The following is a 19,094-nucleotide window of genomic DNA, read 5'->3' on the forward strand; positions in this document are numbered from 1 at the left end:
TTATATCTCTTGTTCATATAAATCTTGAAGAATAGCTGTTACCCGTATAATGCCTTTGCCATCCACGAGCGGCCTTCCTCCCTTGTGCAAAGAAAGGCGAAGAGGATAGCTGCTCATAATGCGTGACATCTGATAGATGAGTGTTTCATCCGGTACAAGCTCACCCAATCCAAGATCAAGAGCGGCGCCTTGGCCAGCAAATGTTTTTGCTGTTGCCGTTTGATGCTCAACCTGAGAAAGAACAAGGCACGGCACGCCGATGCAAATGGCTTCATATAGAGAGATGCCGCCGGCGACAATGGCTGCGTCCGCTTGTTTCATCAAACCTGCCATATCATTTGTCTGTTCGATCATCTTGTACTGCGGCTTCTTTTCGATCCGCTTTCGGACTGCCTCTTGATGCGGTGAAGCGCTCCCCATCACAAACATTATGTTTTTGTCTTTTATGTCGGGGACTTGATCAGCGGCAGCCAGCACTTTAAAAATAAGCTGCTTCGGATCACTTCCTCCTAATGCAACAAGGATATTGCGGCAGTCTTTCTTAAGTGTGTAATCCTCTCTTGCGGCCTGAAAGGCGGGGTGAAGAATAAGATAGTCCGGACCTTCATAGATGCGTGTGTTTCCCTGAACGTACACCTTGCTTCTGATGTCACCGTAAATTCCGTTAATGACTGCGTCACTATATTGAATTGATTTACCGTTTTTCTCTTCAAAAAGAACAATTTTCGCATCTGTCTCCGTCTTTATTTTCTTTAACAGCTCTGCAGGCGCGCCTAGAATATCAAACAAAAGCAAATCAAGCTTCTTGCTTTTTATTTCCCGGAGAATAAATTCGTGCTGCTGCAGCTCCGGCTTTACGATGACACGCCAATGCTCTTCATGAAGAAACGCTTCAGACTCCTGATTCGTATAAAACGTAATCAAGCATCGCTGTTTGAGCCCCTCCGCAAGTCTCTTCATCCGGACAACATGGCCCATTCCCTTTTCATAGCCGCCGTCTGCGAAGATCCCAACATGCATGGCTAGTCAGCCTCTCGTTCGATTGCCGCATCGGGATTCCGGTTCAGAAGGGTGATGAGCTCTGAGGCGGATACATCGGGGCGCTCGCCTGCTTTTTGATAGAGAGCCTTTATCGATTCATAGTCTTCCTTTGTATCAATGGTCAGCCGATATTGAGGGGCGCGAAATCGTTCAGGCGCCTCTAAAAACTGCACACGATAAAGAGCTGGATGATTCCTTATATATAACGTGACATGCTCCTGATATTGATCCTCCAAATCCTGAATACGGCTGATGTCAATTAACAGGTTGGCGTTGACCACTTCGCCGCAAATCCCTAATGGGGCATTCAGGATATACGTATAATCCGAGCCTTGATCAAAATGCGCCTTAATCATTACATCGAGCAGCTCCGGATCGACAAACGGATTATCACCCGTTAACCGGATGATGACTGACGGTTTAACAGCTTCTATGACCTTCACAAACCTATCGAGGACACGTTCTTCGCTCCCGCGGAAAACACGAAAGCCTTGTTTGATACAGTGCGCTTCTAATATGTCGTCATTTTCTTTGTCAGACGTGGCGATGACAAGATTATCCCGATCCTTCTGGTAAAACGCGCTTTGCCGGACACGGTGAACGAGAATGTCAAGTAAACGACTCGATCCGAGCGGCCGAAGCACTTTTCCCGGAAGCCTTGTTGAACCCATTCTCGCTTGAATGATATAGAGAATATCATTCATGAAACGGGCTGTCCTTCATTAAAATGTCATCCCAGACAATGCCTGTGTCGGCCGGAATGTCTCTTACAGCCCGAACACCGCTGGTTAGCAGTTCAAAAAATCTCGGGTGCAGCCCCTGCGGCTTTTGTCCGGGCCGAAGCACTGCGATATTGTCTTCACTAAAGGCTTCACCTTTTTGAATCGGAGCTGTTGTAAAAATGCCTCTGTATGCAAAGTTTCTGATTTCTCCTTCGATGGCGGTTGTTGTTTTGTATGAACTGCCAAGCAGTTTTTCAGAGACCGGCTTTGTGATCCCCTGTTTCAGCTCAGCTTCCGTTTTCCTGATGCCATCGACCATTTCTTTCAATTGATCCGGATTTAATGCAAACGAGTGGTCGGCACCCGGCAGATTTTTATCGATCGTAAAATGCTTTTCTATCAGTTTTGCTCCGAGCCGAACCGCGGCACACGGCGCTTCTGTCGGATGCTCGCTATGATCGGAGAAGCCGATTACCGCCTCAGGAAAAGCGGCGGCAAGCATCGGAATGACGCTGAGGTTGCTGTACTCCGGCGGTGCAGGGTATTTCGCCACACAATGCATTATGGCAATTTGATTGTTTCCCTCTGCCCTGATGGTGCGCCAAGCTTCGTGAACATCAGAGATTTCAGCTCCGGCTGTCGAGAAAATCATCGGCCTGTTCAGCCGGGCGACATATTTGAGCAGCGGGAGATGGTTAATTTCATAGGATGCGATTTTAAAAGCGCTCGGCGAGGTAGACTGAAGCAGATCAGCTGACCCCTCGTCACATACCGTACTTAAAAAGATCACCTGCTTTTCGCGGCAGTAATCCAATAGCGGTAAAATCCACTCAGCAGGCATTTCCATAGATTGAACCAAAGAAAAAATAGAGACGTCCTTGCCCGCTGCCGTCTTGTACAAACCAGGATCTTTCTGGTACATCCTATCAGCTTGGAACATTTGAAATTTCACGGCATCCGCTCCCGCTTCCGCCGCGGCGTCTATCAGCGCAAAAGCCTGATCAAGCTTCCCGTCATGATTAATCCCCGCCTCAGCAATAATAAAAACAGGAGCGTCTTTGCCTACAGTTTTATTCGCGATCTGAAACGCTGCCATTATTTAGCCTCCTTTCCCGGCCAAATATGATAATAGTAATACGATTGTTCAGCGGTGAAGCCCATTCGTTCATAAAGGCGGATCGCCCTTACATTGTGAAGCTGCGTCCCCGCTGTTACCGTTCTATGCTTCTGGATCTCCGGTTGTTCTATGAGATTCGCCAATAAATGAAATGCAATACGTTTTCCTTCAAATCCCGGCTTTACAGCCATCAAATCGAGAATGCATTCATCATCTCTTGATAAGCCCTGAAGATAGCCGATGACCTCGCCATTGTGTTTAGCGACAATATTGACCGCCGCCCTTCCATTCAGATTGTTTCGTGTCCACTCCTGAAATATTTTGTTTGCTGCATCGCGGCTGAGATGAGGATCCTGAAAATATCTGCTTTTTGTAAACGAGTCTCGGGCCAGCTCACATATCGCTTCTGTGTCTCCGGGCTCAGGCGGGCCCAGTTCAAAAAATGGCGGTGTTTTGTCATAAAAAGACGGAGGCATCGCCAGCTTCAGCAAACTCCCGACAAAGTAAGAGGATGGCTGCTGCTGTATCACATGCGCGGCTCCGATATCTTCAGCCGGAACGCGGACAAAGATAAAATCCGTTTCATCCATTTGGCGTACAGTATAAAAAGCTTCAAACAGCCTCTTTAGCTGCCCGGTACTATTTGCGGCAAGAAGTTTGACGTTCATGACTTTCTTCTGAAGCACCTTGCTTTCCCACAAAGAATCTTCGTAAAGCAATACGCCTTGGAGCCTGCTGTTTTCAAAAAGGCCGAGGGAAAATTGATACGGAACATCCAGTGTAAGCTTTCTGCTTTGGAGAAATTCCTCAATCGCCTCTTTGGAAACATTTTCTTTTACCGTATACACTTAATCAGCCCCTTTTACGATATCCCGCACAGCTTCAATGACATCATCTACATCGTCGTCAGACATTGATGGATAGAGCGGGAGAGAAAGGGTTCGTTTATAGTAATTCATGGCATTCGGAAAGTCCGCTTCCTTATATCCAAATTGCTTTTGATAATATGGATGAATGTGTACTGGAATAAAATGAACGCTAGTGCCGATATTGTATTCATCCTTTAAAGCCGTAATCATTTCGCTGCGCGTAACCCCGGCCTTTTTGTCATCAACTTGCAGAACATATAGATGCCAGGCGTGCCTGCCGTCATCATGGACAAACGGCGTGATCAGCCCAGGAATCTGCTGAAAAGCGGTTTGATAGCGGCCGGCAATCTCTTCTCTCCGTTTCTGCATATCATCCAGCCGTTTCAGCTGATGAAGTCCGAGGGCCGCCTGCAAATCAAACATATTCATCTTATAGCCGGGCGATTCGACTTCATAGTACCAGCTGCCATTTGAAGAATAACGGTTCCATGCGGCTTTACTCATGCCGTGAAGGCTTAGCACCCGGATCTTATCGGCAAGCTCCTCATCATCAGTCGTCAGCATGCCGCCTTCCCCTGTCGCGAGGTTTTTGGTGGCGTAAAAGCTGAATGCCGTTGCATCCCCGATAGAACCGATCATTCTTTGCTTATAAGTCGTATATACCGCATGTGCCGCATCCTCCAGCACGAATAAACCATGATTTTGGGCAATAGCCAATATTGCATCCATATCGCAGGACTGCCCGCCAAAGTGGACGGGCACAACTGCTTTCGTTCGCGATGTGACGGCCGCCTCAAGCTTTACCGGGTCAATATTGAGCGTGTTTTGGTCAATATCCGCAAACACAGGCGTCGCTCCCGTATGAATAATCGTATTGGCAGTCGAGCTGAACGTAAGCGGAGAGGTAATGACCTCGTCCCCGGGCCCGATCCCTTTTGCTTTCAAAGCCAAAAATAAAGCTGCGGTACATGAATTTACCGCCACGGCGTGCTTCGCCCCGACAAACGCGGCAAACTCTTTTTCAAACTGCTGAACCTTCGGGCCTTTAGAGAGCCATCCCGATTCAAGCGTTTCTGTAACCTCCTGAATTTCTTCCTTACCGATTAACGGCAATGAGTAAGGGAGAAAATGATTTCTCTTTTGCACCATTTCTTTGCGCTCCTATCATTTTATTCAGTATCTTCCCGCCTGTAATCAACCCCTGTTTTGGCTTTCAGTTCTGCAAATAAAGCATTTGTTGATTCTGCCACCGGATAATTAGCCGCTATGAATGCCAGGCGCGCCTCTTCTGCTTTTTGATGCACGTCGGGACTTCGAAGAACTTCAACCAAGGTGTGCGCTAGTTCATCCGGCTGGTCAAACATAAAATCGCCAAGAGACTCATAATACGGATACGAGCGATTTCCGGACGATTTTCCGATCAGCACAGGCTTTTGAAACAGCATGGCTTCAAGACCGACTGTCGAGGTCTGCGTCACTGCGGCATCAGCATACGGCAGCAAATCATAAAGCTCCAGCTCCTTTTTGATGACTCTGCATGCTTTATGTTTTTTCGCCGCCTCGTGATACAGATCAAGCTTGTTTTTTCCGATTTCCCACGGGTGGGGTTTGATAATAATCTGCAGCTGCTTCTGATCAGAAAGCCCCTGCAGCACACCGGAATAAAAGTCTTCTGAAAAGGGCTGAGTGGCAATGAGCACAATTTTTTTAGTCGGCTGAAAAGCAAGTTTTCGATAGAATATGGACATATCCATAGGCGTTCTGTTAAAAATCTGATCGAAGCGGGGATGTCCCGTTACGAGAATCTGCTCGGGTTTACAGCCTTTTCGTATGAACCACTCTGCTTCATACGCACCAAAAACAGCTTGATAGGTTGTAAAAACAGGAATGAAGGCTTCATCTCCCATCAATGCGCCATGCTGAAGACAAATGCTGACGGCCCCTTTTCTTTGACACATGAGAGCGAGCACCCTGCTATAAATGTCTTCTGCCGTTCCGACAATAACAGCTGAAATCTTTTCCTGTTCAAACAGCGCATCAACTGTATCAATGGCCTCTATAAATAAAGGAATATCTTTGAAAAGCCGGTCGCGAAACGCTTGATCACCAAATGCCGGGTGATCATCATAAGGGGCGAGAAGCGAACAGGCTGTTTCGAGATACTGCTTCGAATCGCCTTTTTGGCATGAATCCGCTATCTCCCGCTTGCTAATTACAGGCAGATCACAATAATGCGGCAAACTCCATCTGGCCAAAACAGCCGTTTTTTCAGGATCAAATTGATAGTAATTTCCGTTTGAAAAACGCAGGTAATCAAAGTGCAAAATGACTTTCCCTTTAACAGGTTTGTCATTTGTTTTAACGATGTTTTGGATTCTTTCTTCAAAAAACGGCTGAATCTGTCCCTCATCGATATGCTGATCCACCGATCCGAATAATTCCGGTTCTTCTTCCATCATCACCCTCAGCTCAGGGCTGATGTATTGATAAAAATTACTGATAAGCCCAAGCGGAATCCCTTTGTAGCGAAGTTTGTCAAAAAGCTCCACGTACTTCCGGTACAGCACCCAATAATTGCTTAAATAGGCCGACAAGCTCTCACCCCATTCCAAGCTTTTTTAATGATTCACGCAGCTCTCGGCAATTTCGCTGCGGAGGAAGGTTCCTGACAAATTCATTTTTTTCTGATTCAAACAGCTGAAAGTGAATCGATTGGTCGGTAATATAATTCAGGTCTAGCTCCTCATCCAGCGGGTAAAACGGATAAAAATGATTGACTCTCCAAAAGAACCGCGCATCTCCTATACGGTAAAACGCCGGGCTTTCATCCCAATAGGAGCCAAACTTCTCCTTTACCTTCTCAAGCACCGAATACCTGTGCATCACCGAGCAATGATCAATTGCGCACGGTGCGTTCCATGTCACTTGAGCGGCAGGCCTGACAGTTTCTTTTACAATGTCGCGATTCTCGTTTAAATGATAGGTTTTGGAGGCTGAGTAAATCACAGCCTTTTCAGGATGGGTATCGAGCTCCCGCACCATTTTCAGGAGGCGGTCCGGCATATAGATGTTGTCATCCGTCGCATAGGTGATATATTCACCCTCCGCCATCTCAATCGCCTGATTGATCAGTGCCGCGTATCTCGTTTTTTCTGTTCTTTCCTTCACTCCAGATATATCGCTTTGATAAAAACGCACTCGGTTATCATTCAAAAAAGGACGGATTACATTCAGCGTCTCTTCATTGGAGTTGTCATCCATAATAAACAATTCAAAATCTGAAAACGTTTGTGAGAGTATGCTAGAAATGGACTTTGCCACATAATCGCTTTTGTTATAGCTCGTCATAATGACTGATACTTTAGGCAAATCCTACACCTCCTTCTTGGAACTTCACACCTGAAACTATCGTTATCTTATGTTGCTTATGCTCAAGTTGCGCTAGGGATACAAACCAATATGCGAAAAGTTTGTGTATGTCTCTGAAAAACAGCGGCTGCCCAGAGCGAAATCTGATCGGTCCGCTGTTCTTTTTCAGCATAATCCAAGCATCAGCCTCATAAGGTGAAAGAGATAAAAATCGCACCAGCGACTAAGATCGTTTTCCATCGGAGGTGAGTCATCGCGGAGCGTTCACCTATACATCCAGAACATGTTTTGAATGGTTTTCATAAAAAGGAGGAACGATATGAAACCGAAAAAAAATCAATATCAGCAAATGCAGGCATTTGATAATATGCAGGGGTATCAGCCTCAGTTTGGCGCCAACCCGTACCCGCAGCAAGGCCAAGGCTCACAAATGCAGACAATGGGGATGCAGCCAATGATGCCAATGCAGCAGGGACAGCAAGGACAACAAGGACAGCAGGGATTTGGATTCCCGGGCCAGCAGCAGGGCGGCGGTTTTCAAATTCCATCGGGGCCTACACCGTCAGGACCGGGCCAAAGCGTTCCCGGCATGCTGCCTGTTGAGGAATCTTACATCGAGAATATTTTGCGCCTGAATCGGGGAAAAACGGCCACCATTTATATGACATTTGAAAACAGCAAGGAATGGGGCTCGAAGATTTTTCGCGGCGTCATCGAAGCTGCGGGCCGGGATCACATTATTATCAGCGACCCGAAATCAGGAACACGCTACCTGCTCCTGACAATCTACCTCGATTACATTACATTTGATGAAGAAATTGCTTATACGTATCCATATTCCATGGCGTCCTATTCGCCAAGATAAGAAAAAAGCCAATCACTCATATGATGAGGATTGGCTTTTTTGTTTATAGATATTTGACGGCTGCGACAACGATCATAATCCAAGAAATAATAAACGCCACACCGCCGAGCGGGGTGATCGCTCCAAGAATGGAGATTTGCGTCACACTTAGAATATATAAGCTTCCGGAAAACAGCACAATTCCCGCAAACATCAGCCAGCCGGCTGTCGTGACACTGCCTATGCCGGATAATTTATCAGCCAGAAACGCGACAACGAATAACCCAAGGGCGTGATACATATGATACTGCACGCCTGTGTGCCAAACCTGAAGATACTTATCAGGTATTTTCCCTTCTAATCCGTGAGCGCCGAATGCTCCGAGTCCCACGGCAAGCAGGGCGTTAATGGCCCCTAATATGATAAAAACTTTCATCTATCTCTCCCGCCTTTTCGTTAAACTCATATCATTTATCTTATCGCACCTGCACCAAAATTCAATGTTTGTTCTCCGTTGACACGAGATTGTCGGATTTTCTCCTGCGCCAAAGCTGGAACTGGTCAGCCGCTATTGCAGCAAGCGTCCCTAATACGAGGCCGTTGCTTAATAGAGAAATAAATACCGGATGCAATCCCTTTAACGCAGTTTCAGGAACAAACATGATACCGACCCCTGTGAGCAGCGAGATGCCGATGATAGACCTCACCCTTTTTGATTCTTCTTTCTCATATGAATCAAATTCGGCAAAGGCCAGACCGCCCATTGCGGAGAACACAACAAAATTCACCGCAAATCCAACGGGTGACGGCAGGCTCGCAAACGTATTCATAAAAAACGGGATCACGCTGATCACGATAACCAGAATACTGCCGAGCATAAACGGTTTTTTAGAAGGCATTTTGGTCGTTTCAATAAAACCTGCGGCTCCCGAAATCGGAACAGGCGCAATGGCTCCCGTCAAACCGCTAAGCAGATGGCTGAATGAAGCGGCAAAACCGGCATGGCGTTCATGATGCTTTCCATCAGGCTGTTTGCTGAATTTTTTCACGGCGATGTCCACGACCTTCATGCTCGCCAGCATATTCACGATCAGCAAGATGGTAATAAAAATAGAAGTGATGATCAGGCCGCTGTTAAATAACGGGGTCCCAAAAGGAAACAGAGAAGGCAGCTGAAACAGCCGGTCCGGCATTTCAATCGGCTTTGCGGCTCCGGCAGCCGCAAACAGCACCCACCCGCCGAACAAGGCTAATAAAATAGAATATTGCTTAAAAAACATGATGTTCGAATTTGTCATTATAAAAGCGGCAGCGATCACAACAAGCGCCAGGCCAAATACAAGACCGTCCACCCCGTCCTGTCGATAACCGATTCCGAGAATTCCTTTTATAATGGGCTGACTCAGCTGCATGACAAGAAGCAATAAATAGACGCCCGTTACAACCGGAGTAAACAATTTTGCAAGTCTGTCAATGACCTTGAAAACACTTAACAAAAAGAAACATACAGCGCTTACAAGAAGAGCTCCCTGCAAACCCCGCAGTGTGTCTCCATATGTCGCAAACACAGTTCCCGTCAGCCCTGCGTAAATCGTATACACTCCCCACCACAAGCCGGCTGGGCTTTCATTGATCGGCAGTCTGTGGCCTTTCAAACACTGAATGACGGCGGCAATTCCCAGTACAAAAAAAGTGCTTTGAATCAATCTCGCAGAATCTGAGTGATCCAGATGAAACGACTGGGCAACCGCCACCGGAACAACAATCGCCGCAGCAATAATAAACGCTGTCCATTGCAGCGCGCCAAGAACCAATTTCACGTAAGCTCAACCTCTCTCTTTAAAAATCAAATAAAGACTCTCCGTTTCCATCCTCTTCCTGCTTCTCTTTTTCTTGCTTTCGATATTTGTTTAATCCCGCGCTCCCCATCATTTTTTCCATCATCAGCTGGTCTGTCGATGGCGGCGCGGCGGGACTTGGCGTAACGCTCGGCTGTATGCGGGGCGCGCTCGCGTTCTCCGGCTGATCAAGCACGACATCACACAGAGAACGGACAACCGCTACATAACGCTTCAGCTCCTCATCCCGTTCAGCCGTTTTTGCTTTTTTCAGCTCTTCTTCCATCTTTTGAATCAAAGCAGATATATGAATGTTCATGAAGCACCCTCCAAAAAAATAAATGTTGTCTTCCTGCATTTTATCAAATTCCTGCTGTAAACGCAGATATGAGTTTGTTATTTTTTCTGACAAACCTTTCACGATTGACAAGCAGAAGAGATTTTTCACATAATAAATCACCATACCTTACAAAAAGGAGAAACGGAATGAACAGCATCCCCTCTATCATCAGCAAGCATAAAGCCTATTTTGCGGCGGGACATACGAGACCGCTTGAATCGAGACTGAACATTTTGCGGAAGCTGAAACAAGCCGTCAGAACTCATGAAGCCGATCTCATAGCCGCTCTCTACCAGGATCTCCATAAATCCGAGCAAGAAGCATACTCAACAGAAATCGGAATCGTCTTGGAGGAAATCAGCTTTGTCATGAAACGGCTGAGAAAATGGTCCAAGCCGAAACGAGTCAAAACGCCTCTGACTCATCTAGGCTCCAAAAGCATCATCATCCCTGAGCCGTATGGAACCGTTTTGGTGATTGCGCCTTGGAACTATCCCTTGCAGCTGGCGCTTTCTCCGTTGATTGGAGCCATTGCGGCGGGGAACACGGTCGTTCTCAAGCCATCGGAATATACGCCGGCTGTTTCTGCTATTCTTTCCAAACTCATCAGCAGCGTTTTTCCAACTGATTATGTCGCTATGGCAGAAGGCGGGCCCGATGTCAGCACAGCATTATTACAGCAGCCCTTTGACTACATTTTCTTTACCGGCAGCGTATCCGTGGGAAAAGTCGTCATGGAGGCCGCCGCCAAACAATTAATTCCCGTAACCTTGGAGCTCGGCGGCAAAAGCCCCTGCATCGTCCATAAAGATGCTGACATTCAGCTTGCCGCCAAACGCATCGTCTTCGGGAAATTTACAAATGCGGGACAAACCTGCATCGCACCGGATTATTTATTTGTACACGAGGACATCAAAACGAAGCTCACAGAAGAAATGAAGCGTGCGATCAGAGAATTTTACGGCCCTAAGCCTGAACGGAATCCGCAGTACGGCAAAATCGTCAGTGAACGGCACTATCAGCGGCTGCTCAGCTTTCTGAATGACGGCATCCCACTCACAGGCGGACAATCTGATCCCAATCATCACAAAATTGCGCCGACCATTCTCGAACAAGTGAGGGATGACTCTCCAGTGATGCAGGAGGAGATTTTCGGGCCGATTCTTCCGCTCTTTACATACCGCAATATCGGGGAAGTCATTGAAAAAGTCCAATCGCGCCCTAAGCCGCTCGCCCTGTATCTCTTCACCACAAACAAAGAAATTGAGCGCGCTGTTTTAGGAAATCTGTCGTTTGGCGGGGGCTGTGTCAATGATACGTTAATGCATGTGGCGACGCCGTATTTGCCATTCGGCGGCGTCGGGGAAAGCGGCATCGGCAGCTATCACGGGTTTGACAGTTTTAACACATTCACGCACAAAAAAAGCGTCGTCAAACAAACGAACCGCTTCGACTTCGCATTTCGTTATCCTTCCTCCAAAAACGGGCTGCGAATGATTCGAAAAATACTCAAATAAAAAAGCGCAGATAACCTGCGCTTTTTACAAATCCTTAATACACCAATCAATCGGCGCCTCTCCCATTTTCTCCAAATAGGCATTCGCCCGGGAAAACGGTCTGCTCCCGAAAAATCCGTTTCTCGCCGAAAACGGGCTGGGATGCGTCGATTCAATGATAAAATGCTTGGACGTGTCGATCCGTTCTTTTTTCATTTGAGCATGCCGTCCCCACAAAATAAAGATAACCGGCCGCTCCCTTTCACTCAGCACGTCAATAATTCGGTCCGTCAGTCGCTCCCAGCCTTTTCCCTTATGGGAATTCGCCTGTCCGCGCCTTACTGTCAGCACAGTATTCAGCAAAAGAACGCCTTGCTTTGCCCAGCTCACAAGCGACCCGTGATTCGGGATGCTGCACCCGATGTCCTGCTGCAGCTCAAGAAAAATATTTTTTAACGAAGGCGGCTGCTTTACACCGGGCTTGACAGAGAAGCTTAAACCTTGAGCCTGTCCCGGCCCGTGATACGGATCTTGTCCCAGAATGACGACCTTGACATCATCATATGATGTATAATGCAGCGCATTGAAAATATCCCGGCTGTCCGGATAAATCGTTTGCTCCGCGTATTCCCGCTTCAGCATTTCTCTGAGCTCTTGATAATACGGTTTCTCAAACTCTTCCTTTAGCTGATTCCACCAGCTGTCTTGTAAAAGCTGTTTCAAGATTCAGGCCCCCTTACGAACGATGAAGTCTGGAATAGACAGGCTCGCCATCCCAAACCATTTCACTTTTTGCTTCCCGCCTCTTCATCTCAGGCTCTTCAAGCAGGACGGCAAAGTTTTTCGTCGGCAGCTCCCCGAGTCCGTGCTTTTCACTTAAACGATCCAAATATTGCTTCCGCTTGGCGCCAAGGTCCGCAGACTGATTGTCTCCCGCGTCACTGAAGGCATAAATCACACTGGCGCAAGGGACACGCTTCACCCGGTAATCCTTGGCTGCGCGCAGATAAAAATCCCAATCCCAGTAATTGTGCACATCAGCATCGAAATACCCGATTTCATCATGCAGAAAACGTCTGTACATGCTGCCCGACGGCACGTATGTAGAAAACACTCTCATATCCTCATAGTCAGCGGTATAAGCAAACAATTTCCGTGACACTGGATATCTTGTTCCGTTCTTCTCTTCAAACGAAACTATTTCCGCATCAGAATGAACGAAGTCTGCCGTTTCTATTTCCTTTGCCATTTTCTCGACATGCCCTGGCGTAAAGAAATCATCGTCATCACACAGCATAATGCAATCGCCAGACGCCTCTTTTACACCGGCATTTCTCGCAGCCACATGCCCCGAGTTCTTTTCTAAATTGATGACAGCAATCGGCAGCTCCGGATACAGTGCTTTGACCGGCACGACCGATTCCCCGGCATCATTCACAATAATAATTTCATACGGCTTCAAGGTCTGGCGGGAAATCGACTCCAGAAGCTCACACAAAGCTGGAATCCGATTATAGGTCACAATTACGATAGAAATCTTCATGATGCTCTCCTTCTCATTTTCATAGTCATGTACTATTAAAACATATATTGGACGGGAGATCAGTGGGAATATCCTACTGAAACGGCATACTACAATGATAGAAACAGCAAAGTGGCTCCGATCAGAAGCACCATGATCAGCATCAGATCTCCAAAGACATGAAAGAGATCTTTCAGGCGGACGCCATTCGGAAGGATAAGACGCCACAGCTTAGATTGATAGACCGGCAGCAGCACCAGTGCATAAGAAAGACACAAAAATGTAAAAGCCGGCGGCACAAAAGCACAGCCTGCATCGTCCCAATTCATCATGATGTCTTTCATACTAGATCCATCCAATAAAAACAAAGATATCATGAGGGCCAGCAACACAAAGGACCCCAATTGAACCTCAAACAGGCGCATTTTCTGGTTATATGCAAATCGGACCGCCCAAAACCAGACATAAGCATATGAACATAGCAGCGTAAGAATGGCACCTGCTGTAAAGACGACATCAGGCAGCCGATCAAGCAGAAAAACAAAAGGCAAGCTGGCTGCCATAGCCAAGAGCATGCAGCCACCAGTAAACAAAAAAACTGCCCCATGAGCTACAAAACCATATAAACAAGAGCTAATCCTCACGACATACACCTCCTTTACATAGAAATTCTATGTATATACCTAAAAAATCAGACAAGCTGACGCCTGCCAATATAACAGCCCATTCGGCCAAATAACGGAAATAACAGCGTTGCAAAAGCACAAGTTCCAACAAACCAAGGTGTCAACAAGGATTGAAACAGCGCAGCAGGAATTACATTGAATAGAAAAACAAGCATAAAAATGACGTTTGGCACCATTGAGATCAGAATCGTATGTAGAACAAGCTTTTCTCCGCGTTTTCCAAACTCCTTCACGCCTTGATACCCAATCAGCACCCAGTAGATCATATATGCAGCTAAGATCAGCCAAACAGAAACAGAAATGCCTTTCCATACTGCTTGAACAAACGGTGATTCAAGCCATACATGCATTATTGTAATCGCAATGCCGACAGCGAATAGGGCACTGTTACAGAAAAGATGGAACATCAAAAACGCACGGAACGTTACTGGCTGTATTTTCTTAAACGAAGAAACAATGTCAGTTGGTGTTCCAAACGCCTGCAATAAAGTCTGCATAGCTTCCTCCTCACTCTTTCCTTCCTGAAAAGAGCAAAACAGATGATGTTCAATATGGCTCTCAATCTCTTCTATCATCGCCTCACCCTCAGGAAGCCCTTTAAGCCCGCTTTTGATTTCGGATACATATGTTTCTTTATTCATTTTGTCCGCTCCACTTCAGTATTCGGTCCATCATGGCTGAAAATACGCTCCATTCCTTCGTGCGTTCCGCCAGCACTTCTTTGCCCTCGTCTGTAATCCGGTAATATTTGCGGTCCGGTCCTTTCTCCTGCTTCTCCCAGTAGGAAGAAATATACCCTTGGCGTTCAAGCTTGTGAAGAGAAGGATACAAGGTCCCTTCTTTCATCTGCAGTTCGTTTCCGCTGCGGCTTCCCATTTCTTTTACAAGCTCATAGCCGTACATCGGCCGCTCGTTCAGAAGCGTCAATACCAATATAACCGTGCTTCCCTTAACCAGCTCACGATTTAACATCTCAAAACCCCTACCTAGTTTTCTTATGTAGCATTTTACGAAAGCACCTTGAGATTGTCAAATGATTCCTATAGATCTTCTATATTGTGATACAGAGAAAACCTAACTATAATGAAAGACAAAACACGATGGAGGTTCAAGACATGTCTATGAATAAAGCACTCACCATTGCCGGCTCAGATTCCAGCGGCGGTGCTGGGATTCAAGCTGATTTAAAAACATTTCAAGAAAAAAACGTATACGGGATGACCGCCTTAACGGTGATCGTTGCGATGGACCCAAACAACAGCTGGGACCATCAGGTATTCCCGATCGATACTGATACAATCCGCGCCCAGCTTGCAACAATTACGGACGGCATCGGTGTGGACGCCATGAAAACAGGAATGCTGCCAACCGTTGATATTATCGAGCTTGCGGCAAAAACGATCAAAGAAAAACAATTAAAAAATGTGGTAATTGACCCGGTTATGGTTTGCAAAGGTGCTAATGAAGTCCTTTATCCGGAGCACGCCCAAGCCCTGCGTGAGCAATTGGCTCCGCTAGCCACTGTCATTACGCCAAACTTGTTTGAAGCCAGCCAGCTCAGCGGCATGGATGAACTAAAAACAGTTGACGATATGATCGAAGCCGCGAAAAAAATTCACGCACTCGGCGCTCAATATGTCGTCATTACAGGCGGAGGCAAACTCAAACATGAGAAAGCCGTTGATGTTCTCTATGACGGAGAAACAGCGGAAGTCCTTGAAAGCGAAATGATCGATACGCCTTATACACATGGCGCAGGCTGTACATTCTCAGCAGCCGTGACAGCGGAGCTTGCCAAAGGTGCGGAAGTCAAAGAAGCCATTTACGCAGCGAAAGAATTCATCACAGCGGCCATTAAAGAATCCTTCCCGCTAAACCAGTATGTTGGTCCTACGAAGCATTCTGCACTGCGCCTGAATCAACAATCATAAACAAAAGGGGCTGCCTTACAGAGAGGCAGCCCTTTTTAAATCACCGAAGACTTTTCACAGAAAAAACTGCCGATCCCATCGGCAGCCTGTTTATTTGATTTTTAAATTGTTTGCAGATTTCCTCAAAAATGTTTCTATCGACTGAACAAAAAGTGCATATTCCTTCATTTGTTCATATGCCCGCGTGAGAATTTCCGCCGTTTCACTGTGCGGCGTTGTTCCGCCAAGCATTTTTTTCAGCTGAAGCAGCACATCCTTATATTCTTCCCGCTTATCTTCAACTTGGTTAGCAGCCTTTTCCAAACATTCCGGTGTTATCTTCTGTTCATGTATATTCAAGAAAACAACTCCTTTTACAGAAAAAAATAGTAGGTTATCGTTGAAGAATAGCACAGATGGCTCAGATTTCACATAAGAAAATAGAAGGATTTTCTACATAAGTGTCCAAATTCCGACATTCATTTCAGATTTCCCGGTCGAACTGGCTGTTACTTCATGATTTCCCGGGAAAGGAAAATATCTCGCACTAAAGACCTCTTCTCCGTTATTGATAAAGATTTCCACAGATGACGCGTCGAGAAACATGTGCACGGTATGCAAATCCTTGATGTGGCAATGTCTCGCTTCTGTTCTTTTTCCGTCAAAGCTCTTTCGTTCCAGCGTAACAATCCCCTCGTCTTTTTGGAAGGAAAACGTAGCCGTTCCGCGGATACTGATTGAAAAGCCAGACTCCGTATGAATGTCTTCCAGCAGAATCTCAGCTCTTTCAGGTTTTTCCACTGGAAGCGTACCAGATGATCCATGCATATTGATGTGTATTTTTTTCTCATTTCTGCGCATGGCTTTTAGCTCAGGCAGCGGCTGCTGAATCAGCTTCTCTCCTGAAAGCGTCAGCTGTCTCGGCAGCGTCATGCAGTGAATCCAGTGATAGTCAATCGTCGGATGGGACCCTTCATCCTGATCAGGCACCGCCATCCATGCAAACAAAATCCGCCTTCCCTGATCGTCTTCAAGTGTTTGCGGCGCGTAAAAATCAAAACCTTGATCAAGCTCCATAAATTCACCATGCTTCAGTTCAGGCTTGTTATAATCAAGACGGCCGACAAAATAACCTGATTGATATACGTTATGATAACGGAAACCGTCAGCCTCAAGCCCTTGAGGCGAAACAATCAGCACATCCGATCCTTGAAGGGAAAACAAATCAGGGCATTCCCACATGTATCCAAAATCGTCCAGCCAGTTGAAGCCCGCGCCGGTTATCGGGCCAAGAAATCTCCACTCTGTCAGGTTATCAGAAGCAAACAATACAGCCTGCCCTTTCAAATTCTCTGTCTGCGCACCAATCACCATATACCATGTGCCTTCATGCTCCCATACCTTCGGATCGCGAAAATGCGCCGTATATCCTTCCGGAAGGCGGGCGACGACACCCTTTTTCTCAAAGGACAGCCCGTCGTCAGAAACAGCAAGGCATTGATACGTTTCCCGGTTTCCATCCTGATCCCTGACATTTCCTGTGTAAAACAGATAGAGCCGATCGTCTTTCGTGACAGCGCTGCCCGAGTAGCAGCCGTTTTTATCAAACCAATCACTCGGAGCCAGCGCAATCTCTTCCCGCTTCCAATTCACAACATCCTGTGTCGTATAATGCCCCCAAAATTTTGCGCCGTGCCCCGTCTGAAACGGCTGCCACTGAAAGAATACATGATAGCTGCCCTTCCAATAAATCAGGCCATTCGGGTCATTCAGCAGCCCAACCGGCGGCATGATATGAAAATGCTGGCGGTGCGGATCGCTGTCAGCGATGGGCTCTTTTTTCTCCACTTCTTCATAAGCCCGGCGACGAAGCTCCTGATCATGTGCTGTCATTTTTTCCTCTCCTCATCCTCATTAATCTTCATGACAAATGCTGCAATGAACGCTGACACTGCCGCAATCGCCATGCCAATCAGATAGTGAATCAAGTTGCTGAAGCCAAACGGAGCCGCAATGGCGATCATCGGAATACCCGTTAACCCGTAAGCGTTTGCAGCTACATGTGTAAAGACGACATATGCCCCACCCAATGCGCCTCCGATCATCGCGGCGATAAACGGTTTTCGGTAGCGAAGATTGACTCCGAATATGATGGGCTCAGTAATGCCGAGAAAAGCGGAAAATGCTGCCGGAAGCGCGATTTCTTTTGTCTTTGCCTTTTTCGCCATAAAGAAGACGGCAAGACCTGCCCCGCCCTGTGCGACATTCGCCATTGACCAGATCGGCAGCAAGTAGTTTTTGCCTATATCTGCAATTAGCCCTGCCTCAATCGCATGGAAGCTGTGATGAACGCCTGTCAGCACGATAAGTGAATACGTGCCCCCGAAAATCAGACCCGCAACAAAACCGGCATGGTCATATACATAAGTTAAAGCAACCGTAATGCCGGAGCCAAGCGCTCTGCCCAGAGGGCCAATCGCGATAAAAGCAACAAACCCGGTGACAATCACAGTAACAAATGGTGTAACAAGCAAATCCACCGCATGTGGAACCACTTTTCTCGTCCATTTCTCTACCTTGCTCATCACATACACCGCAAGCAGGACAGGGATAACAGTTCCCTGATAGCCTAGAAGCGCGATATCAAATCCGAAAAGATGCATATAATCAGGTGTCGCTTCCGCCAATCCCCATGGATTTAAAAGAGACGGATGAATCATGATTCCCCCGATGACCGCTCCCAAGTATGGATTGCTGCCAAACTCTTTTGAAGCGCTGACCCCGATTAGAATCGGCAAGAAAATGAATGCTGCACTTGAAAACATATCAAGCAGCTGCAAAAGCGCAGAATCCTTGCTCATCCAATGAAACGCATTGATCATACCCAGCAATCCCATTAACAGGCCGCTGGCCACAATAGCCGGGATAATTGGGACAAAAATATTAGAAAGCGTTTTCGCAAATCTCGCAGCGGGATTCAGCTTTTCTTTTGCCGCATCCTGATGATTGACGTGTTCCTCACGCTCAATATCAGCTTCTTTAGAAAAAGCATCGAATACTTTATTCACAAGACCTGTTCCGAAAATGATCTGGTACTGGCCAGAGCTGCTGAAAGCCCCTTTGACGCCATCAAGCTCTTCTACTTGTGCTTGATCTATCTTTGATTCATCTTTCATCACTAAACGCAGTCTTGTTGCACAATGAGCCGCGCTGATAATATTTTCTTTCCCTCCGAGAAGCTCAATAAGGCGTTTTGCAGTCTCTTTGTAATCCATCTATTTCTCCCCCTTTTATTTAAACAAAAAAGACCTAAAATTCGCCAACGAATAAAGGATACAGC

At 46.6% G+C, this 19,094-nt stretch carries 21 protein-coding genes; 3 read left to right on the plus strand and 18 right to left on the minus strand.

The annotated features are described in order from the left end of the window. The 7 genes from NSQ09_RS03910 to spsA are packed head-to-tail and all read right to left on the minus strand — an operon-like array spanning position 1 to position 7,118. Positions 1–1,020, minus strand: a complete 1,020-nt coding sequence (locus NSQ09_RS03910; RefSeq protein WP_341030580.1) for a PseG/SpsG family protein — start codon at positions 1,018–1,020, stop codon at positions 1–3. A 2-nt stretch (positions 1,021–1,022) separates the two neighbouring features. Beyond that, on the minus strand, positions 1,023–1,745 hold the full coding sequence (locus NSQ09_RS03915) for a glycosyltransferase family protein (RefSeq protein ID WP_326228038.1): 723 nt from the start codon (positions 1,743–1,745) through the stop codon (positions 1,023–1,025). Beyond that, positions 1,738–2,859, minus strand: coding sequence for an N-acetylneuraminate synthase family protein (locus NSQ09_RS03920; protein ID WP_341030581.1), 1,122 nt, complete (start codon positions 2,857–2,859; stop codon positions 1,738–1,740). Before NSQ09_RS03920 ends, NSQ09_RS03915 begins: the two co-directional genes overlap by 8 nt. Further along, complete coding sequence (locus NSQ09_RS03925) at positions 2,859–3,728, minus strand: GNAT family N-acetyltransferase (RefSeq protein ID WP_341030582.1); 870 nt, start codon at positions 3,726–3,728, stop codon at positions 2,859–2,861. Before NSQ09_RS03925 ends, NSQ09_RS03920 begins: the two co-directional genes overlap by 1 nt. Continuing rightward, positions 3,729–4,898 carry a DegT/DnrJ/EryC1/StrS family aminotransferase gene (locus tag NSQ09_RS03930; RefSeq protein ID WP_341030583.1) on the minus strand — a complete coding sequence of 390 codons (1,170 nt, stop codon included), beginning with the start codon at positions 4,896–4,898 and terminating at the stop codon, positions 3,729–3,731. A 20-nt stretch (positions 4,899–4,918) separates the two neighbouring features. Further along, positions 4,919–6,343, minus strand: a complete 1,425-nt coding sequence (locus NSQ09_RS03935; protein WP_014481250.1) for a CDP-glycerol glycerophosphotransferase family protein — start codon at positions 6,341–6,343, stop codon at positions 4,919–4,921. A 4-nt stretch (positions 6,344–6,347) separates the two neighbouring features. Next, complete coding sequence (gene spsA / locus NSQ09_RS03940; RefSeq protein ID WP_015250957.1) at positions 6,348–7,118, minus strand: spore coat dTDP-glycosyltransferase SpsA; 771 nt, start codon at positions 7,116–7,118, stop codon at positions 6,348–6,350. 319 nt (positions 7,119–7,437) lie between these two features. Between spsA and gerQ the strand changes: the two genes are divergently transcribed. Beyond that, the gene (gene gerQ, locus NSQ09_RS03945) at positions 7,438–7,983 is read left to right on the plus strand and encodes a spore coat protein GerQ (RefSeq protein ID WP_003227448.1); all 546 of its coding nucleotides are present in this window, start codon (positions 7,438–7,440) and stop codon (positions 7,981–7,983) included. A 43-nt stretch (positions 7,984–8,026) separates the two neighbouring features. On the opposite strand, the gene NSQ09_RS03950 is transcribed toward gerQ, so the two are convergent. The 3 genes from NSQ09_RS03950 to NSQ09_RS03960 all read right to left on the minus strand — a co-directional run bounded on the left by NSQ09_RS03950 (position 8,027) and on the right by NSQ09_RS03960 (position 10,119). Next, positions 8,027–8,398 (minus strand): DUF423 domain-containing protein, encoded by a 372-nt coding sequence (locus NSQ09_RS03950; protein ID WP_003227446.1) that lies wholly within the window; start codon positions 8,396–8,398, stop codon positions 8,027–8,029. 61 nt (positions 8,399–8,459) lie between these two features. Continuing rightward, complete coding sequence (locus tag NSQ09_RS03955; protein ID WP_015384975.1) at positions 8,460–9,782, minus strand: purine/pyrimidine permease; 1,323 nt, start codon at positions 9,780–9,782, stop codon at positions 8,460–8,462. A 19-nt stretch (positions 9,783–9,801) separates the two neighbouring features. Beyond that, positions 9,802–10,119: a YwdI family protein gene (locus tag NSQ09_RS03960; protein ID WP_003243806.1), complete on the minus strand. Its 318-nt coding sequence runs from the start codon at positions 10,117–10,119 to the stop codon at positions 9,802–9,804. Between the two features lie 167 nt (positions 10,120–10,286). On the opposite strand from NSQ09_RS03960, the gene NSQ09_RS03965 reads away from it, so the two are divergent. Continuing rightward, entirely contained in the window at positions 10,287–11,657 is a 1,371-nt protein-coding gene (locus NSQ09_RS03965; RefSeq protein ID WP_064627612.1) for an aldehyde dehydrogenase, read from the plus strand. A 24-nt stretch (positions 11,658–11,681) separates the two neighbouring features. On the opposite strand, the gene NSQ09_RS03970 is transcribed toward NSQ09_RS03965, so the two are convergent. The 5 genes from NSQ09_RS03970 to NSQ09_RS03990 all read right to left on the minus strand — a co-directional run bounded on the left by NSQ09_RS03970 (position 11,682) and on the right by NSQ09_RS03990 (position 14,816). Beyond that, a complete protein-coding gene (locus tag NSQ09_RS03970) occupies positions 11,682–12,359 on the minus strand; it encodes a uracil-DNA glycosylase (protein ID WP_003242965.1) in 678 nt (225 codons plus the stop codon). A gap of 13 nt (positions 12,360–12,372) precedes the next feature. Continuing rightward, positions 12,373–13,179, minus strand: a complete 807-nt coding sequence (locus tag NSQ09_RS03975; protein WP_017696218.1) for a glycosyltransferase family 2 protein — start codon at positions 13,177–13,179, stop codon at positions 12,373–12,375. An 89-nt stretch (positions 13,180–13,268) separates the two neighbouring features. Further along, on the minus strand, positions 13,269–13,802 hold the full coding sequence (locus NSQ09_RS03980; RefSeq protein WP_017696217.1) for a hypothetical protein: 534 nt from the start codon (positions 13,800–13,802) through the stop codon (positions 13,269–13,271). Positions 13,803–13,849: 47 nt separating this feature from the next. After that, the gene (locus tag NSQ09_RS03985; RefSeq protein ID WP_121591270.1) at positions 13,850–14,485 is read right to left on the minus strand and encodes a permease prefix domain 1-containing protein; all 636 of its coding nucleotides are present in this window, start codon (positions 14,483–14,485) and stop codon (positions 13,850–13,852) included. Continuing rightward, positions 14,478–14,816, minus strand: a complete 339-nt coding sequence (locus NSQ09_RS03990) for a PadR family transcriptional regulator (protein ID WP_121591271.1) — start codon at positions 14,814–14,816, stop codon at positions 14,478–14,480. Before NSQ09_RS03990 ends, NSQ09_RS03985 begins: the two co-directional genes overlap by 8 nt. A 143-nt stretch (positions 14,817–14,959) precedes the next feature. Here NSQ09_RS03990 and NSQ09_RS03995 point away from each other — a divergent pair, with 143 nt between their 5' ends. Continuing rightward, the gene (locus tag NSQ09_RS03995) at positions 14,960–15,775 is read left to right on the plus strand and encodes a bifunctional hydroxymethylpyrimidine kinase/phosphomethylpyrimidine kinase (protein WP_014481258.1); all 816 of its coding nucleotides are present in this window, start codon (positions 14,960–14,962) and stop codon (positions 15,773–15,775) included. 90 nt (positions 15,776–15,865) lie between these two features. Here the strand turns inward: NSQ09_RS03995 and NSQ09_RS04000 are convergent, their stop codons facing one another. The 3 genes from NSQ09_RS04000 to scrA all read right to left on the minus strand — a co-directional run bounded on the left by NSQ09_RS04000 (position 15,866) and on the right by scrA (position 19,029). Further along, positions 15,866–16,114 (minus strand): hypothetical protein, encoded by a 249-nt coding sequence (locus NSQ09_RS04000; RefSeq protein WP_003243437.1) that lies wholly within the window; start codon positions 16,112–16,114, stop codon positions 15,866–15,868. Between the two features lie 93 nt (positions 16,115–16,207). Continuing rightward, the gene (gene sacA, locus NSQ09_RS04005) at positions 16,208–17,647 is read right to left on the minus strand and encodes a sucrose-6-phosphate hydrolase (protein ID WP_341030584.1); all 1,440 of its coding nucleotides are present in this window, start codon (positions 17,645–17,647) and stop codon (positions 16,208–16,210) included. Continuing rightward, entirely contained in the window at positions 17,644–19,029 is a 1,386-nt protein-coding gene (scrA, locus tag NSQ09_RS04010; RefSeq protein WP_341030585.1) for a PTS system sucrose transporter subunit IIBC, read from the minus strand. The genes sacA and scrA overlap by 4 nt, the downstream gene beginning before the upstream one ends. Between the last annotated feature and the right edge of the window lie 65 nt (positions 19,030–19,094).

The sequence above is a fragment of the Bacillus sp. FSL W8-1202 genome (genome assembly GCF_038006165.1).
Classification (GTDB): domain Bacteria; phylum Bacillota; class Bacilli; order Bacillales; family Bacillaceae; genus Bacillus; species Bacillus subtilis.

Excerpts from the sequence above, each read along its gene's own strand:
- NSQ09_RS03910 (WP_341030580.1), bottom strand. The coding sequence starts at position 1,020 with ATGCATGTTGGGATCTTCGCAGACGGCGGCTATGAAAAGGGAATGGGC.
- NSQ09_RS03915 (WP_326228038.1), bottom strand. The coding sequence starts at position 1,745 with ATGAATGATATTCTCTATATCATTCAAGCGAGAATGGGTTCAACAAGG.
- NSQ09_RS03920 (WP_341030581.1), bottom strand. The coding sequence starts at position 2,859 with ATGGCAGCGTTTCAGATCGCGAATAAAACTGTAGGCAAAGACGCTCCT.
- NSQ09_RS03930 (WP_341030583.1), bottom strand. The coding sequence starts at position 4,898 with ATGGTGCAAAAGAGAAATCATTTTCTCCCTTACTCATTGCCGTTAATC.
- gerQ (WP_003227448.1), top strand. The coding sequence starts at position 7,438 with ATGAAACCGAAAAAAAATCAATATCAGCAAATGCAGGCATTTGATAAT.
- NSQ09_RS03950 (WP_003227446.1), bottom strand. The coding sequence starts at position 8,398 with ATGAAAGTTTTTATCATATTAGGGGCCATTAACGCCCTGCTTGCCGTG.
- NSQ09_RS03960 (WP_003243806.1), bottom strand. The coding sequence starts at position 10,119 with ATGAACATTCATATATCTGCTTTGATTCAAAAGATGGAAGAAGAGCTG.
- NSQ09_RS03965 (WP_064627612.1), top strand. The coding sequence starts at position 10,287 with ATGAACAGCATCCCCTCTATCATCAGCAAGCATAAAGCCTATTTTGCG.
- NSQ09_RS03975 (WP_017696218.1), bottom strand. The coding sequence starts at position 13,179 with ATGAAGATTTCTATCGTAATTGTGACCTATAATCGGATTCCAGCTTTG.
- NSQ09_RS03985 (WP_121591270.1), bottom strand. The coding sequence starts at position 14,485 with ATGAATAAAGAAACATATGTATCCGAAATCAAAAGCGGGCTTAAAGGG.
- NSQ09_RS03990 (WP_121591271.1), bottom strand. The coding sequence starts at position 14,816 with ATGTTAAATCGTGAGCTGGTTAAGGGAAGCACGGTTATATTGGTATTG.
- NSQ09_RS03995 (WP_014481258.1), top strand. The coding sequence starts at position 14,960 with ATGTCTATGAATAAAGCACTCACCATTGCCGGCTCAGATTCCAGCGGC.
- sacA (WP_341030584.1), bottom strand. The coding sequence starts at position 17,647 with ATGACAGCACATGATCAGGAGCTTCGTCGCCGGGCTTATGAAGAAGTG.
- scrA (WP_341030585.1), bottom strand. The coding sequence starts at position 19,029 with ATGGATTACAAAGAGACTGCAAAACGCCTTATTGAGCTTCTCGGAGGG.